This is a genomic window from Congregibacter sp. (genome assembly GCF_965662665.1).
Lineage (GTDB): Bacteria > Pseudomonadota > Gammaproteobacteria > Pseudomonadales > Halieaceae > Congregibacter.
Map to the genome: position 1 here is coordinate 103,983 of NZ_CBFIIF010000002.1, position 16,509 is coordinate 120,491.

The 16,509-nt window shown below is 56.8% G+C and carries 14 protein-coding genes; 6 read left to right on the plus strand and 8 right to left on the minus strand.

The genetic code is table 11. From position 1 onward, the window contains the following. The first annotated feature begins 9 nt into the window (after positions 1 to 9). Complete coding sequence (locus ACTG39_RS01615) at positions 10 to 1,476, plus strand: alanine/glycine:cation symporter family protein (protein ID WP_439105769.1); 1,467 nt, start codon at positions 10 to 12, stop codon at positions 1,474 to 1,476. Here the strand turns inward: ACTG39_RS01615 and ACTG39_RS01620 are convergent. Genes ACTG39_RS01620 through ACTG39_RS01630 form a run of 3 tightly spaced genes read right to left on the minus strand, consistent with a single transcriptional unit; the run spans position 1,458 to position 3,675 of the window. After that, positions 1,458 to 2,714, minus strand: a complete 1,257-nt coding sequence (locus ACTG39_RS01620; RefSeq protein ID WP_439105822.1) for an MFS transporter — start codon at positions 2,712 to 2,714, stop codon at positions 1,458 to 1,460. The genes ACTG39_RS01615 and ACTG39_RS01620 overlap by 19 nt on opposite strands. After that, the gene (locus ACTG39_RS01625) at positions 2,714 to 3,352 is read right to left on the minus strand and encodes a class I SAM-dependent methyltransferase (protein WP_439105770.1); all 639 of its coding nucleotides are present in this window, start codon (positions 3,350 to 3,352) and stop codon (positions 2,714 to 2,716) included. The genes ACTG39_RS01620 and ACTG39_RS01625 overlap by 1 nt, the downstream gene beginning before the upstream one ends. Then, entirely contained in the window at positions 3,304 to 3,675 is a 372-nt protein-coding gene (locus ACTG39_RS01630; protein ID WP_439105771.1) for a hypothetical protein, read from the minus strand. The genes ACTG39_RS01625 and ACTG39_RS01630 overlap by 49 nt, the downstream gene beginning before the upstream one ends. 154 nt (positions 3,676 to 3,829) lie before the next feature. On the opposite strand from ACTG39_RS01630, the gene ACTG39_RS01635 reads away from it, so the two are divergent. Continuing rightward, positions 3,830 to 4,660, plus strand: a complete 831-nt coding sequence (locus ACTG39_RS01635; protein ID WP_439105772.1) for an SDR family NAD(P)-dependent oxidoreductase — start codon at positions 3,830 to 3,832, stop codon at positions 4,658 to 4,660. 17 nt (positions 4,661 to 4,677) lie between these two features. Continuing rightward, entirely contained in the window at positions 4,678 to 5,649 is a 972-nt protein-coding gene (locus ACTG39_RS01640) for a peptidase MA family metallohydrolase (RefSeq protein WP_439105773.1), read from the plus strand. Here ACTG39_RS01640 and ACTG39_RS01645 read toward each other — a convergent pair. Beyond that, the gene (locus tag ACTG39_RS01645; protein WP_439105774.1) at positions 5,644 to 6,795 is read right to left on the minus strand and encodes a saccharopine dehydrogenase family protein; all 1,152 of its coding nucleotides are present in this window, start codon (positions 6,793 to 6,795) and stop codon (positions 5,644 to 5,646) included. The genes ACTG39_RS01640 and ACTG39_RS01645 overlap by 6 nt on opposite strands. Before the next feature lie 200 nt (positions 6,796 to 6,995). Then, positions 6,996 to 8,276 carry a hypothetical protein gene (locus ACTG39_RS01650; protein WP_439105775.1) on the minus strand — a complete coding sequence of 427 codons (1,281 nt, stop codon included), beginning with the start codon at positions 8,274 to 8,276 and terminating at the stop codon, positions 6,996 to 6,998. A gap of 313 nt (positions 8,277 to 8,589) precedes the next feature. Between ACTG39_RS01650 and ACTG39_RS01655 the strand changes: the two genes are divergently transcribed. Both ACTG39_RS01655 and ACTG39_RS01660 read left to right on the plus strand, forming a co-directional pair. After that, a complete protein-coding gene (locus ACTG39_RS01655; protein ID WP_439105776.1) occupies positions 8,590 to 9,870 on the plus strand; it encodes an ABC transporter substrate-binding protein in 1,281 nt (426 codons plus the stop codon). Further along, positions 9,863 to 11,617, plus strand: a complete 1,755-nt coding sequence (locus ACTG39_RS01660; protein ID WP_439105777.1) for a diguanylate cyclase — start codon at positions 9,863 to 9,865, stop codon at positions 11,615 to 11,617. The genes ACTG39_RS01655 and ACTG39_RS01660 overlap by 8 nt, the downstream gene beginning before the upstream one ends. A gap of 3 nt (positions 11,618 to 11,620) precedes the next feature. On the opposite strand, the gene ACTG39_RS01665 is transcribed toward ACTG39_RS01660, so the two are convergent. Together ACTG39_RS01665 and ACTG39_RS01670 are read right to left on the minus strand one after the other, a co-directional pair. Next, positions 11,621 to 12,196 carry a hypothetical protein gene (locus ACTG39_RS01665; protein WP_439105778.1) on the minus strand — a complete coding sequence of 192 codons (576 nt, stop codon included), beginning with the start codon at positions 12,194 to 12,196 and terminating at the stop codon, positions 11,621 to 11,623. Further along, a complete protein-coding gene (locus ACTG39_RS01670) occupies positions 12,168 to 13,409 on the minus strand; it encodes a glycerol dehydrogenase (protein ID WP_439105779.1) in 1,242 nt (413 codons plus the stop codon). The genes ACTG39_RS01665 and ACTG39_RS01670 overlap by 29 nt, the downstream gene beginning before the upstream one ends. A gap of 103 nt (positions 13,410 to 13,512) precedes the next feature. Between ACTG39_RS01670 and prlC the strand changes: the two genes are divergently transcribed. After that, positions 13,513 to 15,546: an oligopeptidase A gene (gene prlC / locus ACTG39_RS01675; RefSeq protein ID WP_439105780.1), complete on the plus strand. Its 2,034-nt coding sequence runs from the start codon at positions 13,513 to 13,515 to the stop codon at positions 15,544 to 15,546. On the opposite strand, the gene ACTG39_RS01680 is transcribed toward prlC, so the two are convergent. After that, positions 15,517 to 16,509 carry an alpha/beta fold hydrolase gene (locus ACTG39_RS01680; RefSeq protein WP_439105781.1) on the minus strand — a complete coding sequence of 331 codons (993 nt, stop codon included), beginning with the start codon at positions 16,507 to 16,509 and terminating at the stop codon, positions 15,517 to 15,519. The genes prlC and ACTG39_RS01680 overlap by 30 nt on opposite strands.

Genomic DNA, 16,509 nt, shown 5'->3' on the forward strand with positions numbered 1-16,509 from the left:
GATAACTTCATGTCCCAGTCCATAGATGCCTCCGTCGAAGCCCTCATAAAACCCCTCGCAGACGGTCTTGCGGCGTTCATCTTTTACGAAGTTCCCATCGCGGGCATTCCTGTTCCCTGGATTGTGATGTGGCTCGCCATTGCCGCGAGCTTCTTTACCGTGTATCTCGGATTTTTGAATATCCGTGCCTTTCCCCTCGCCATCAGAATCATTCGCGGGGATTATCACGATCCGGCAGCACCGGGCGAGATTTCGCATTTTAAGGCCGTTGCCACAGCGGTCTCAGGCACTGTAGGTATCGGCAACATCGGCGGCGTGGCGGTGGCGATCAGTATTGGAGGACCCGGCGCGGCCCTCTGGCTGGTGGTCGCGGGATTACTGTCCATGTCTACCAAACTGGTGGAGTGCACCTTGGGCGTAAAGTATCGCCGGCACAATCCCGACGGTTCGGTCTCCGGCGGGCCCATGTACTACCTCGAACACTGGCTTCAGATCCGCAAGTGGCCAAAACTTGGAAAAGCACTGGGCGCGTTTTATGCGGCCAGTCTGATGATTGGCTGCCTGGGCATTGGCAACATGTTTCAGTCCAATCAGGCCTATGTGCAGTTCGTGAACATCAGCGGTGGAGAACAGAGCTTTTTTGCCGACAAAGGCTGGCTGTTTGGCATCGGTATCGCCGTGCTCGTGGGCCTGGTGATTATCGGCGGGATTCGCACCATCGCCGGCTTTGCGGCGAAGGTCGTTCCGGCCATGGCCCTCCTGTATGTGATTTCAGCGCTGGTGATTATCACCTTAAGCTACGCCGAAATCCCTCAGGCGCTGGCGCTGATATTCAGCACTGCCTTTACGCTGGAGAGCGCCACAGGCGGCATGGTCGGCGCCATGATCGTCGGCTTTCAGCGCGCGCTGTTTTCTAATGAGGCCGGCATTGGCTCCGCTTCTATTGCGCATTCAGCCGTGCAAACCGAGGAACCGGCCTCCGAAGGCCTGGTTTCTCTCTTAGAGCCGTTTATTGATACCGTGGTGATCTGCACGCTCAGCTCACTGGTAATCGTCGTCACCGCCTTCCCCAATGGTTTGATGGATAGCGGACTCGAAGGTATCGCGCTCACTTCAGCCGCCTTTGCCCACCATGTCAGCTGGGCCCCCTACCCTCTTGCCGTCGCGGCGCTGTTATTTGCCTTCTCGACCGCAGTGTCCTGGAGTTATTACGGCTTGAAAGCCTGTACCTACCTCCTGGGCGAAGGCGCGCTGGTTCAGAACATCTTTAAGTTCGTGTTTTGCGCGTTTCTGGCGCTGGGCTGCATGATCCAACTGGAGTCAGTGCTGGCGTTCTCCGATGCCATGGTGTTTCTCATCTCGATACCCAACATCATCGGCTTGTATCTGTTCGCTCCCGAGGTAAAAGCTGAGGTTCAGCGCTACCGCAAGGGCATCGCTGACGGCAGCATTCCGCGCTACGTACCGGCGGATTGACCCGGAGCGCGGGAGCGCAGTATCAGTACGACGATCAAAGCGAACATGGCCGTCCCTGCAAACGCCAGCGGAAAGCCCGCGGTATCTGCAACGCCTCCCACAAGCAGCGCACCCAAAGCCGGTGTGCCCATAGCAACAACCGCCCAGAGGCTCATAACCCGGCCCCGGTAGCTTTCGTCAACGGTTAACTGCGTGAGCGCCTGACAACCCGTGCCAATGGTTGTTGCGCATCCCGCAATCAATCCCACCGCCAGAGCGACGATCCACACCTCGCTCCATAGCGCGGCAGTAAGCGCTGTCATCGCCGAAATAGACAGTCCCAACAACACCAGGTGATACAAGCGTCGCAGGCGCCCACTTTGTCTCGAGACCAAGAGGCCACCAAGGATAGAGCCGGTTCCCGCAGAGGCTGTGAGGGTTGCGAGCGTGGCAGAGTCTCCAGCGAGGAGCTTTCCCGAAACCGCCGGTAACAGTTCGATCATCGTGCGCCCCAGGATGCCGCTGGCCAGGGTCAGCAAAAATACCTGACGCAGCATGGCGTCCCGGCGAAGATAAGCAAAACCCGCGCGTAACTGCGTAAAGAACGACCCCCGCTCCTCTCTGGTCTTTGCTCTTTCAGTGCCGCTGACGCGGGTCAACAACAGAGCAGCGCCTATGCAGATCAATGCCGATATCGCAAAAGCCGCTGGCACCGAAGACACAACGAGCAACCAGGCACCCAGCGCCGGACCAATAATCCGCGAGGTGTTAAAGATAATTGCCGAGTAGCCAATCGCGCTGGGCAAGGCCCCCCGCTCCACCAATCGTGGCAGGAAGGCGAGGCGAATAGGCGTATGCGCCGAGGTAACAGCACCAAATGAGAGTGCCAGCGCAGAAAGAGCGGGCAGCTCAAGCAAGCCGAGTGTGGCCGTGATTGCCGCAAGCCCGGCGAGCAAGCCCACAAGGGTAATGGTGACCAAAAGACCGTTGCGAGGATTAATGCGATCCGCGGTGATACCGAAGATGGGTGTTAGCAAAAATGCCGGGACAAGCATCAGCCCGGCAATACTACCCACCCAAAAAGCGGATGCCGTAAGCTCCCAGGCGGTCCAGCCAAACAGAAAGCGAATGATCCAGCTGCCCAGCGTCGATAGGCAGGTGGACGGAAAATAGCGGCGAAAGCGAGGCTGACTAAAGGCCGAGCTGTGCCCGGCTTCCGTCAGCGTCGTGTCTGTGTCTTCCTTTGCAATACGCTCGATTACTCAGGTTTTTTGAATAGCAGCGTCATGCGGTTTGACTCGCCAATCGCTGTCATCGCCGCGGCCATCTCGGGATTATCTTTGCTGCCTGACAGACCTGGAGGCAGGCGCCAAACGATATCCTCTGCCGTCGGCTGATCCAGGGGATTTACATTGATGTCGGACTCGCCCACCAACTCAAAGCCCGCGGCTTCAAACTGGGCAATCACAAAGCTCTTTTTCAGATAGCCTGCGGAGCCGTCCGCCCAGGCATCCGCTGCATCTTCGCTGGCCATATGCTGAACCACACCGACGATACCGCCGGGCTTGAGTACGGCCTTGGCATTCATCAACGAGGTGGTGAGATACCCACCCTCAGCTTCGAAGCGCGCCAGGTTGTGTAGAGCGCGAATAAACAAGGCGGCATCTGCTTTGCCTTCCAGTCGCTCGGGCAAATCACCGAACTGGAACGCATCCAATTCTGCTACCGGCGTGTCAAACCAAGCGCGAGCCTCTGCAAGCCAATCATCGACCCAGGTCTCCTTGGCCTTGAGCTGCTCCTCCGTAAAAAAGCCAAACAAGGGAAACATCGTCGGACTGTAGTCCACGCCTACCAGAGTGCCTTCAGACCCCAGGGCGCGAGGAGTTTGGAGTACCAACCTCCGCCTGGCAGGGCCTCGAGCACCGTCATGCCGGGCTCCACACCAAAAAACTCCAGCGTCTCGGCGGGATGACGAGCACCGTAGCGGGCCTGTACGGCCTCCGGTTGCGAGGCAAGCACCACGGCAAGGGCCTCTGCTGCTGTACCAGGCGACACCTCAGGGGCGGTGTCTGTCACTACTTGCGAAGCTTCAGCTGCGGCGGAGACCTCGGCTTCGGTCTCTACGACCGCGGTATCATCAGATTGGCAAGCTCCGAGGGACAGAGCCACGCCAGCAGCCAGCAGGCCCGTAATCAGGGGATGACGAATACGATCAGACATACATAACTCCTTGTACGCCATCGGCCCAGTGTCGGGCAATGGCAAAAATACGGCAGGCAACTAATCTGGGAGAAGTATACCCGCTGGACCCTGCCGCAGCTCTCCCTTATTGTGCTCAGCTTCTCCCGTTTACGCACAATCATAAGGGCATGGCATGAACAACTTTGAGAACACCGTAGGATTCATCACTGGAGGCGCTGCAGGCATCGGTCTGGGCGTGGGCCGCGCGCTGGGCCTCAAAGGTATGACCCTGGTGCTTGCAGACGTGGAGTCGGACACCCTGGACCAGGCAGCCGAGGCGCTGCGTAGCGAAGGGATCACCGTTCACACGGAGGTGCTGGATGTTCGCGATGCTGATGCTTACCGTGAGGTTGCCGAGCGCACACTCGCCAAGCACGGAAAAGTAAACTTTCTGTTTAACAATGCCGGCGTTGGCGGTGGACATGCGATTGCCGGCGCAACTCCCCTGCAGGATTGGCGCTGGATCGTCGACGTCAACATTTTGGGCGTTGTCTACGGCGTGGAGTTTTTTCTGCCTGCCATGCGCGCGTCCGGGGAGCCGTGCTACATCATTAATACGGCCTCTCTCGCTGGCCACGTGTCGAACCCCGGCATGGGCGCTTACTGCGCCTCCAAGTTTGCTGTGGTGGGCTATTCTGAATCCATGCGCCACGAGCTTGCTAACTCTAATGTAGAAATCTCGGTCCTTTGCCCGGCGTGGGTCAAGACTCGTATTGCACAGAGCCGCCGCAATCACCCGGATGCCGCAGAAGCGGCGGTCGCGAACGGCCCTCAGGATGGATCCAATAAGATCGATCAGATCATTGCAAACGAGGGCATTAGCGTCGAAGCACTCACCGAGCGCGTGATTAGCGGCATGGACTCCGGTACGTTTTATCTGTTTACCCATCCGGGCTTTTGGCCCGCGGTAAAAGAACGACTCGATCGCATTACCTCTGACTACAACGAAGTCATGCCCGGCTGAGTCTGCGGCGACACGGGATGCAAAAGCAGTCTAGCCAGGCGCCCCAGTCTCAGCACCAAAGAGGCCTCATCTTTGGCATCGCTATTGGGGTTGTCGCCGGTCTCGTAGGCGGTGCCGTAGCCTCGGGACTGCTCTACCAAACGCCAGCGCCGGAAGCGTCCTCCCCGTTGGCGGCCAGCGACTGCACAGCGACCTCAGGCGTTGCCACGAACACAAGCGCGCCATTTAGTATTCGCGTGCAAGCCGAGGGCACTTCGCTGCCCGTGGGTCTCGAGCAATCACTGTCGGCAGGAACAGAGTTTGCCTATGCCCAGTGGCAAGGGTGGCTGGGGACTAACGCGCTACGCCAATCCCAAATCAACATTCGTTTTTTAGGCGACGCCCGGCGATTCCAGGAAATCTATGGCAAACCCGATGCGCAGGAATGGACGACCACCGGGTTCTACCGCAAACGCAGCAACGAAGCGCTTATCTTGTATACGCCGGCGTATCGATCCAGTGCGTTGGGTAATACTTTCCACGAAGTATCCCATCTCATAACGGCACAGCATCTTGGGGTAACGCCCCCCTGGCTAAATGAAGGGCTTGCCGAGCACTACGAGACACTGCGCATAGACGCCAATGCTTCACGTTTTGCTGCCAACGTTCAGCATCTGCAATTGCTGAGAAAACGAACTCCGCTATCGATTAATGCGCTTACCCAGCTGTCACGGCAGGAGTGGATGCGGGAGGACGCCGAGAGACGCTACGCCAGCGCCTGGGCACTTATCGCATTCCTCATGGATTCACCGCGAGGAGAGCAAACCCTCAAGCACACCATTCAAAGTGCTTACGCGGCACGCTGCGAACCCGGAGGAAATCTTCGAGATATGCTGGCGCGCTATCCCGGGGGTATGGACTCTCTCCAAGACGATTGGCAAAACTGGCTGAGCGGGCGCTATGCAGCGCTCCGCCCGGCAGGAAGCGTCGTCGCCGAAACCGCGCTATAAGACGCTAAAGGATACGCCCGCATGATCCTGCAGCCGCTGGCGCAGACGGTCTCCCATCACCGGGGCTGCGGTGAGACATCCACCGTGACCCTTGGGGGTTTGCGCTAAACAAATCGCCGCCTCGGCAATCATTTTGGACGTAGAACCATAGCCTGGATCTCGATCACCATAGACTTGGACAGTGACGCTATCTCCCGCATCATTACTACCGATGTAGAGCATGTCGTAAAAACCCGCTTCACGCTCCTCCTTGCTGGGACCCTCGCCCGGCTGAAGGCTCATGTCCAACGCCATGTCACCCCCCGCAGCCTCGGGTTCGGATTCTCCCAGCAGGATCATCTCGTCGTAGACCAGATCGCTGCCATAGGCGTGACCCAGCAGCTGATTTGAGCGATGGACGTTCTTGGTATTGATCGACGCCATGATGAAAGGACCAGACCAGTTGTTGAGGTCTTCCTCAAACACAACGTCGTTGCCCGGAGGTTGATCCGGTCCTGTAAAACCGTCGGTGAGCACAAAGGGATTCACCAGGTCCGCAAAGAGTGCGGGATCTGCCTTTATCGACGCCATGGTGCCCTTAAACGACGCCACGGTACCGCCGGATGCGGTGCCCTTCATCTCCCTAACCCGACACTTCACCCGGGACAGGGGCGCACCATATTTTGCGCTGGCCACCTGCTGCAACAGATGGACACCCAAATCCGAAGGCAGCGAATCAAAGCCACAGGAAAAGACGATGCGAGCGCCACTGGCACGGGCAGCCTCGTCATTCGCTGCGATCATATCCTTCATCCACAGCGGCTCGCCATTGAGATCGACATAGTCGGTACCTAAGCGGGCACAGGATTCCACCACTTCACTACCGTATTGCTGGTAGGGGCCGGCAGCGCTAAGCAGCACTCGCGTCGAACCCGCCATCTTGTCGAGACTGGCTTTGTCGTCGCTGTCGGCAACGACCAGAGGCACGCTGTGATCAATAGCTAATTCGTCCCGTACCTGCTCGAGCTTAGCCAGGTTTCGTCCCGCCATACCCCAGCGAAATTCAGCATCGCTACCGTAGGTTTGGTTGAGGTATTCGCAGATGAGCTTGCCGGTAAAACCGGTGGCGCCAAAAACCAGAATGTCAAAATCTCGAGTGTCCGTCATGCGGGGCAGTCCTGTGCTCATAGTTTATTAGATTGAACCTAGAGACTAGACCGGATAAACCACTCGGGCAACAGAGAATTGCTCTCGTCTTTAATACTCTAACCAACGTTCCATGCGCACGGCTCGCGGCAGCGCTCCCAGGAGTTGTGATCGAGCACTCAGTAGCCCTCGGGAGATGTCAGCAAACTAGCTGCGCTGTACTAGTTAGCTGCTGACCATGCTCGCCGGGCATCGTTGATCCAAGCCTGAGCAAATCGTGAGAAGCGTTGCATTTGCTCGGCCACCACAGTATCCAAAGCGTCAATCGCCTGATCTCCGCGATCACTGGCAACAGTGACCACAATGGCGGCTTCCTCCCCGGATCCATTCCACTCAAAGGTCGGATCGGACACGTACCGGGATGGCATATGCTCCTCAAGGGATTCATCGAGATCACTACCCGCAGCCACACTCTCTTTTGTGAGCTCGCTGCGCACTGTGGACTCATCGAACTCGGGAATGGGCGTGCCGTTTGCGATGGCAGTTAGAATCACACTGCTCCAGGACTTTTCGTCGAGGGCCTTTTGCACCCGCTGATACTGATAAGACTCCAACACGCCGTGTCGATTGGATACCAACTGAATAGCCTCGCCCGTTTTTCCTCGGACAACCGTCCAGAGACCGCCGAGGGTACTCACCCCGGGCAATGGATGGGCGTGATACGGCTGAGACAGATCGCCGATGTAGTGCAAGCCCCAGCCGGCAAAACGCCAGCCCCAATAGTCATGACCCGTCTCGAAGGCAAATCGCGATAACTCACGGAAAAGTGACACCCGCCACTCGGGGTAGGTTCGCAGTAAGTCAGGCTGCGCTTTTCTGGTCATCCAATCGAGATGGTAAAAACCCATATGGAAAGGCGCCTGAGAACTGTATTCCAGGTTAGGGTTCCCAAAAGGCTGGGTGCCAAAGCCGTATCGGTCACCAAAGTCCGTGCCATTGTCCTCAAACAGCCCAATATCCAGACCAAAGTCTGGCTCGTCACTACCACTGGCTAAGACGTGCGCGGGGGCCACAAGCTCGCCGCTTTGCAGGGCGATATACACAATCGAATTGTGCGACACACCCCCATCCAAAAAGCTTAAATCGTCAAAGCGCTGGACCAGATCGGCGGGCACTGCTGGATCATCTACAGTAGTTTGGCGGTAGAGCGCGAAATCAAGCTCAGGGTTTACACGAATAGCTCTCAAAAAAGCATCGCGCAAATCCGCAGCGTCCGCTGTGAACGCGAGAGAGTCGGGCCGAGGCGCATAATGAGCCATGGTCTCTCGGGCAAGGGCCTCGTGGCGGCTAAGCACGAGTGCAAGACCGGATGCCTCCGCGTTCACAAAGTCTTCGAGTGTCTCAGCGTGAAGCGTCGGCTCTAATAGCTCTGGCTGCGTGCGAACCAGCGGCCACAACAAACTCGCGTGATCAGACCAGGCCCAAACGGAGCTGCTGAGCACAAATAAGACGACCGACAACAAGTGACGCAACATGACGAAACCACAGCAGTAAAAATTTTTATGACTCGAAATCATACCGATACCCGGATGTCAGCGCAGGATTCGTTTGCTGTAATGCTGCCTAAAAAATCTCGATGAGTGACTCACACGCGAGGCGGGCCGGGCTCAGTCTGCCAACCCTGAGGCGGTGCTGACTGAGCTCGACTAGCGTGTAGCAACACACATAAACACGCGTTCAGGTTTTGTCCAACATCCAAGACTCAGGGGTTATACTAAAGATTAGGACGCAACCCAGATGGTATCGAGGACGCGTATGGACACAAATAAGCAAAGCCTTAGGCCGCGCAGAGCGTTTTTAAAGCGCGCCGGCACGCTACTAGCCGCCAGCAGCATAGGCTTTCCCGCCATCATATCGGCGCGCAATGCCAAGCCCACCGTGCGGGTGCTCGGCACCCATGTGACATTGCAAGAGCCGATCCGCCAGCGCGCCGAGAAAGAACTCGGTATCAACCTTGAATACAGCCCCGGCGGCAGCGCCCAGGTCTTATTCAAAGCGTCCATGGACCCCTCGGGATTCGATGTTTACGAGCAGTGGTCCAACAGTATGCGCGTGCTGTGGCAGTCACGGGCAATACAACCCCTGGATCCAAGGCGCATCGACCGTTGGGCCGAAATCAACCCTCTTAGCAAGACCGGACGCTTGTTCCCCGAAAATAGCATTGGAGCCGGGGACGCCCCGCACCTGCTGCTCTACATACAAGCTGACGGCTCTCTTGGGAGTCAGCCCACACAAGAAATCAGTTACCTCCCCTATGTGCATAACGCAGACTCTTTGGGCTACAACCCGCAAAGGGTGCCCGAGGGGCAGCCCTACGAAACCGAAAGCTGGGGTTGGCTCCTGGATCCCAAGCATCGCGGGCGAGTGGCCATTGTCAATGCACCCAGTATTGGACTTTTTGATTTGGCACTCGCGGCGCAGGCTCGGGGACTCATGGGCTTCAATGACATAGGCAACATGAGTCGCGAAGAAGTGAACCAGCTGTTTGATATCCTCATGCGCTTTAAAGCCGATGGGCACTTTCGTGGCTTTTGGAACTCCGTTCCTCACTCGGCCAAACTTATGAGCCGCGGCGAAGTCGACGTCCAGAGCATGTTTTCTCCCGGAGTTTCTATGGTACGAGCGAGTGGCACTCCCTGCCTCTACGCTGCACCCAAAGAAGGCTACCGCGCCTGGCACGGTGTCATGTGCCTGTCCCGAGAAACGCGCGGCGAACAGGAAGACGCCGCTTATCAGTACATGAATTGGTGGCTTTCGGGGTGGCCCGGCGCATTCATCAGTCGCCAGGGCTACTACATCAGCAACCCGGCTCGCTCTAAAGACCTCATGTCCGACGGTGAGTGGGATTACTGGTATGAAGGCAAGGCTGCAACATCCGAGCTGTTGGGGCCTGAAGGCAAAGCTACGGTGCAAGTCGGCGAGCAACGCCGCGGCGGCAGCTATGCCCAGCGCTTTTCCAATATCGCCGTTTGGAACACCGTAATGCCGGCCTTTGACCTTACAGTGCAAAGATGGAATGAGTTTGTCATTGCCTGACTCATCGAACAATCAACGATCCTTTCTGGGCCGACTAACACTTCGCCAGCGCTTGGCAGTAGCCTTTGTTACGGGAGTTTTATCTGCAGCCACTCTTGCAGTTTCCAGCTATCTCGCCGTCAACTTTGGGGCCAAACAAGCCGATCAACTGCAGGCAGCGCGCGAGCAATTGAGCTTCGTGGATGGTCTTGCGATTGCGGCAACCGGAATGCAGTTTTCCGCTACGCGCTACGTTTATCTTGGCCACGAATCAGCACAGGAGCGCGTCACCTCGCTCGGTAAGCAGTGGAACGATCTCATCGATGTTTGCGCAGAGCAAGGGTGCCTGGAGGAAACTCAACTCGACGATATTCGCGTTCACCTGCAAGCATTTGAAGAAACATTCCTCTTGGTCTCGCAGGCGTATAGAGATATTTCGAGTTCGCTAAGCAGCGAGTTCGCACATGTAAAAAACTCTGCTCCCGGACTCGCATGGTTATCAGAGGAAGCCCACAATTCAAACTCCTCCATTGCTCTGCATATAAACAGTATTAATGACCATCTCTCCACCATAGAAGCGGAGTTACGGGCTTACTTTGTGACATCAGACGCTCAAAGAGTGCGTGATGCAGAGACTCACCTCACTGAGCTCAAGCGCCATTTGGCACTGGCTCTGGCGGCCAATCAAAGTGACGCCGAAAGAGCTTCAGTTTTTGCCGCGGCGGGCTTCGACATAGAAAAGGTCGAAAGTATGCTCTACAGCAATATCCAGAAAATTCGCAGCTATGCCTATCTGGTTAACGTAGTGATGCCCTCCGAAGCAAGAGAGCTGGAGTATCTCGCTACGGAGATCGCGACTGCCAAGAATGTGGAAATTGATGCATTACTGGTGGATATGCACCGTAATCGGATGAACTTCTACCGCTGGCAAATAGGCATCATCGCTCTAGTACTGCTACTTACTATCCCGGTTTTCTTTTGGGTAGTAAGTTCTGTGACATTACCCTTACGGCGTCTTTCTCGAGTTTTCCGCAGGCTCTCGGAGGGATCGGAAGATGTGGTCGACGCCGCGGTAACCCGAGATGAAATCGGGGACCTGTTTACTGCGGCCGAAGCTTTTCGCCGGGAAAACATTCGAGAGCGAGAGTTACTGAGAGACTACAAACAGTTGAGCCGAAGCCTGGAGGCGCAAGTTACAGAACGTACGAAAGAACTCAATGCCAAAAATGCGGAGCTCGATCGCCTCGCCTCCATCGACAAGCTGACTAGCACCTTAAATCGTCGGGCGCTGGACAACACCCTTGCAGCTGAACTTCGTCGAGCGCAGCGTTATGAGCGCCCGCTTGCGCTGCTTCTCATGGACATTGATCTCTTCAAACAAGTTAATGATCAACACGGGCACCTAACAGGTGATCGCGTGTTGGTGACATTGTCAGAACGTATCAGCGACAACCTTCGCGCTTCTGATTTATTGGGCCGCTGGGGCGGCGAGGAGTTTCTCGTGATATGCCCGGAGACAAACCTCGAGCAAGCCCGAAGCGTCGCGGAGAAAGTCCGTGCAGCAATTGAGGTCTCCGACTTCGGCCTGCAAGAAAACATTACCATCAGCATCGGAGTTTCTGTCGCAATTGAAGGCAGCACTGCTGAGGCTCTGGTAGCTGAGGCAGACAGGGCGCTTTATCTCGCCAAAAGCCGCGGTCGAAACTGCGTCTGCATAGGGCCGATGACGCTTACCCCACAAAGCTCGGAACACCTCAAGCCCGGCTAAACGTCAGAACGGCCTCGCGATAACCACACCGAAGATAAACAGTTGCTCATCTTCCACAAAGTCGAGATCGATCTGCGGGGAGACCTCATACTTACCCACGTGAAAACCGTACTCCAGGCCCACTCGAAAGAGAAAAGAGCTGCCCTCCTCTTCAGAGTCCTCTATCCCGGGGCCGGCGTACAACTTCCAGGGTCCGCGATGTAGCGCGACGGGAACCACCGCAACATTAGTATCAAAGTCCCCGCCCACATGCTCAAGGATCGCACCAAACCCCAAGCGTTCGCTCATACGGTACTCATACTCAAGACCCAGCGTTAAGCCCTGACTTCTGCGGGTTTCGGTTGTGTCGCCAAGAAAAACACCCAAAGTATGGTGAGGAAACCCGTGCCCACCATGGGTTGGTGCGTGCTGCTCACTGCTCCCATGCTCGCTTGGGCTATGCTCCGCTTCGCCAGGAGTGTCCGTTTGCGGTGATACATCTGCATAGGCAGAGCTAGTGAGTAACAGCGCCAGCATCAGCCAGCCGTGCTTACAAAACCTGGGCTGAGCGTCAGGCATGAATCTGCTGGTAAGCTGCATCACCGAACTCCTCTGTCACTTTACGCCCCAAAGCATCGGCTGACAGAATTGCAGCGTGTAACTTCTCTGTGGTCACTTCCAGGGGCATATTACCCATGAATGGAAAAGCCAGGGCTGCATCGACTACCGCGGCAATATGTTCGGTATCGCCGGATGCGAGTCCGAGCTGGCCTAGATGTACGGGCAGACCGATTCGAGCAAAAAACACCGTAGCGCGCCGGGCCTCATCGTCCCATCCCTCCAAAGCAAGCTGCGCAAGTACGCCCATGGCCACCATCTCCCCGTGGAGAAACCGCTTATGTACATGCTCGACCACCGTATAGGCTTGCGCAAATCCATGGCTTGCGGCGAGACCTCCGCACTCAAAACCAATGCCACTGAGCAGGGTGTTAGCCTCGACGATTCTCTCCAAAGCATCGTCAATAGTGCCCGCCGCAAGCGCAGCCAATGCAGCCTCGCCGTCTTTGTATACCGTCTCCGCGCAGAGCTCTGCGATCGCCGCACCGGCCAAGGTTGGACTGGCACCAAAGGTAGTCACAGCGCCGGGGTTTTGGGAGCAGGCTCTTGCCTCGTACCAGGTTGCCATCGCATCACCCATACCGGCCACCAAGTAGCGTGCGGGGGCCGCTGCAACCACCGCCGTATCTACCAGCACCAGAGCAGGGTTCTCCGCAAAGACCTCAAAAGTCTCTGATACGCCTTCCGGGGTATAAATGACCGAGGCCGCCGAACAAGGTGCGTCGTTGGAAGCCAGGGAGGGCACTACCACCGCGGGCACACCCAATCGATCTGCAATGCACTTTCCGGCGTCGACAACCTTACCCCCGCCGAGGGCGATTACCGTTGCCGGTGGTTCCCTTTGGGCTCGCAATACGTCTGCATGGAATTCTATCTCTTCGAAGGAGCACTCACCGCCAAAGGTGAGAATAGTCGCAGGAATGCCCACCTTTGCAAGGCTTTGCAAGAGCACCGCGCCCTCCGCCTGCTGACTCCGCGCTGACAACAATACTGCGCAGCTTGCAAAGCCCAGCTTGCGCAGATAATTCCCCGTTTGGGCAATTACACCCGGCGCCTGCACATAGCGACGGGGGCTGCCAAATACCCGGGGCATGCCTTGCCTGGGCGTGGGCAGGGCAAACAGTTCCAAACCCGCCTCCTCATCACCGCCGCTTGACTGCGCTGTAAGATCAGACTCTTGGCTGTCCGATGACATAGAAACACACCTCATTTTTGTTTTCCGGAAGTCTAAAGCAAATGCCCACAGCGCGCCGCTTCATGGCAAAATTACGCGCCTGATAACCACCATGGAAACCCCTATGTCCAATCCGCTGCTAGAAGACAGCCCGCTACCCCGCTTTACGTCCATCCTCCCGGAACACGTGGAACCCGCAGTGGATGAGCTCCTGGCCCGCAACCGTGAGCAGGTAGCAACCCTGCTCCAAACGGGCGATGAGGCCAGTTGGGAGAGCTTGGTAGAGCCACTGGAACTGATGGACAATCGTCTCTGGCGGGCCTGGTCACCGGTTTCTCACCTCAATAGCGTGCTCAATAGCGATGCGCTGCGGGAGGCTCACAGCGCATGTCTGGCAAAGCTATCGGAATTCAGCACGGAAATGGGTCAAAACGAGGCGCTTTTCAAAGCCTACAAAGCCGTGGAAGAAAGCAGCGACACGCTCAACAGCGAGCAAAAAAAAGTGCTCAGCAACGCCTTGCGGGACTTTAAGCTTTCGGGCGTAGATCTGCCTGAGGACAAAAAACAGCGCTTTAAAGAGATTCAACAATCGCTCTCTGCCCTCTCCAGCGACTTCTCCAACAAAGTGCTCGATGCAGGCAATGCCTGGAGTAAAGAGCTGGCCAGCAGCGATGACCTTGCGGGGCTTCCTCAAACGGCGATTGATCTGGCAGAGCAGACCGCCAGTGACCGGGACAAGACCGGTTATTTGCTGACGCTGGACGCCCCCTCGTATCTCCCGGTGATGACCTACGCCGAAGACGCTGCACTTCGCGAAGAGATGTATCGTGCCTTCGCCACTCGCGCCAGTGACGTAGGACCTCACGCGAGACAATTCGATAATTCTGACAACATGCGCGAAATTCTTGCGCTTCGTCACGAAGCGGCTCAGCTATTGGGATTTGAGAATTACGCCGAGCGCTCCATCGCCACCAAGATGGCTCGCAGCAGCGACGAAGTGATGGCGTTCCTCAATGACCTTGCCCATCGCTCCAAGGCACAGGCCGACGCGGAGTTTGCCGATCTGCAGGCATTCGCCGCGCAGGAGCACGGTCATGCCGACCTCAAGCCTTGGGACGTGGCCTATTACAGCGAGAAGCTTCGCCAGCACCGCCACAACATCAGCGAAGAGGAAGTCAAACCCTATTTCCCCATTTCGAGGGTTATTGGCGGCATGTTTGACGTGGTGGGAAAACTGTTCGGCGTGAGTTTTCATCAGGTGCCCAATGTCGAGACCTATCATCCCGACGTCAGCTTCTACGAAATACGCGATCCCGACGGCAGCATACGCGGCCAATTTTACTTTGATCTCTATGCCCGTCAGCACAAACGCGGGGGAGCCTGGATGGACGTCTGCCAGCCGCGCGTGAAAACTAATGCCCTGGAACAAGTTCCCGTCGCTTACATGACCTGCAACTTCACGCCTCCTGTGGGTGACGCGGATGTGCTCCTAACCCATCGCGAAGTAGAGACCCTGTTTCACGAGTTTGGTCACGGCCTCCACCACATGCTTACCCGGGTTAATTACCCCAACATTGCAGGAATCAACGGCGTAGCCTGGGATGCGGTGGAGCTACCCTCGCAGTTTATGGAGAACTATTGCTGGGAGCGCGACGCCCTCAATCTGTTCGCCGCGCACTTTGAAACCGGCGAGCTTATCCCCGACGAGCTTTACGAGCGCATGATCGCGGCAAAGAACTTCCAGTCGGGGATGATGATGGTTCGCCAGTTGGAATTTGCGATCTTCGATTTCCGCATGCACCTCGAATACGACCCATCCGCGGGTGATGCCATCTACAAGATTCTCAAGGAAGTGCGCGAGCAGGTTGCGGTTGTGCCCGCGCCAGAGTGGAACCGCTTTCCTCACGCCTTTTCCCATGTCTTCGGTGGCGGCTACGCAGCGGGATACTACAGTTACAAATGGGCCGAGGTTTTATCGGCAGATGCTTTCTCGCGTTTCGAAGAGGAAGGTGTGTTTAACGAGGCTACTGGTCGTAGTTTCCTTGAGAGCATACTGGAAAGAGGCGGCTCTGATGACGCCATGAATCTCTTTGTAAACTTTCGCGGTCGGGAGCCGGACGTCGATGCGCTACTGCGTCACACGGGCATCGCTGCCTGAGTTATGAGGCACTTCGCTGCGCGCAGCTGAGCTTAGATTGAGCGTCTCCAAAAAGGCCTTTACGGGCAGCAGTGATCGCTCGGGGGCCTCTTCCTGAGGTACATGCCCCAGAGACGGCAGCGCCACGAGGCGACTGTCCGGGAGTTCAGCCTGATACGCCGCAGCGTTCGAAATGGGAATAGCGCCATCACGTTCTCCCCATAAAAGCAGCACGGGAACTTCGATGCTTCGCAGCAGAGGTTTTGGATCCAGCAGCACCGTTTGCGCCATGCGCTTTATGAGCGCATCCCGGGAGCCCGGTGCGAGCATCAGGTCGTAGTAGCGGTCAATCACATCGTCGGTGAGCGTATCGGGATCCCCATAAGCCGGCCGCAAACTCATCTCCAGCAGGAATCGTGGGAGCGTGTAGCGCATTAGCTGCGTCATGCCCGAGACCTCCGGTGCTTTGCCATAGTCAAAGCCATCGCTGGCAAAACCATCTGGCGCTATAAGCACCAGCCCTGCTGCCCGTTCGGGGTTCGCAGCAGCCATTCGCCAGGCCAGGCGCCCGCCGATGGAGTTACCAATAAGCACCGCTTTGGTAACCGACAAATCATCCATAAGAGCCACTAACAGCTCCAGGGTTCGTTCGTCAGAGTAATCCTCACTGGGGTCCGGAAACGACAGCCCTGTACCGGGCAGGTCCAAACTAATCACGCGGTACTGGTCGTCCAATACCCGGGCCCAATCCTCCCAGGTGTGCAGGCTGGCACCAAAGCCATGGAGCAACAGAAGCGCCGGGGCATTCCTTGGTCCGGAGACTCTCAGATGCAGTCGAACGCCCGCCACATCCCGTAAATCACCGGCGTCTTGAAGATAGCGCGCCTCAAGCTCAGATCGTGTCTTGTCCGGCGTCCATAGCGCTGCAAGCGCAAGGATGAGCAGCACCAACGCGGCAGACGCGACCTTGGCATAGCGATTCAC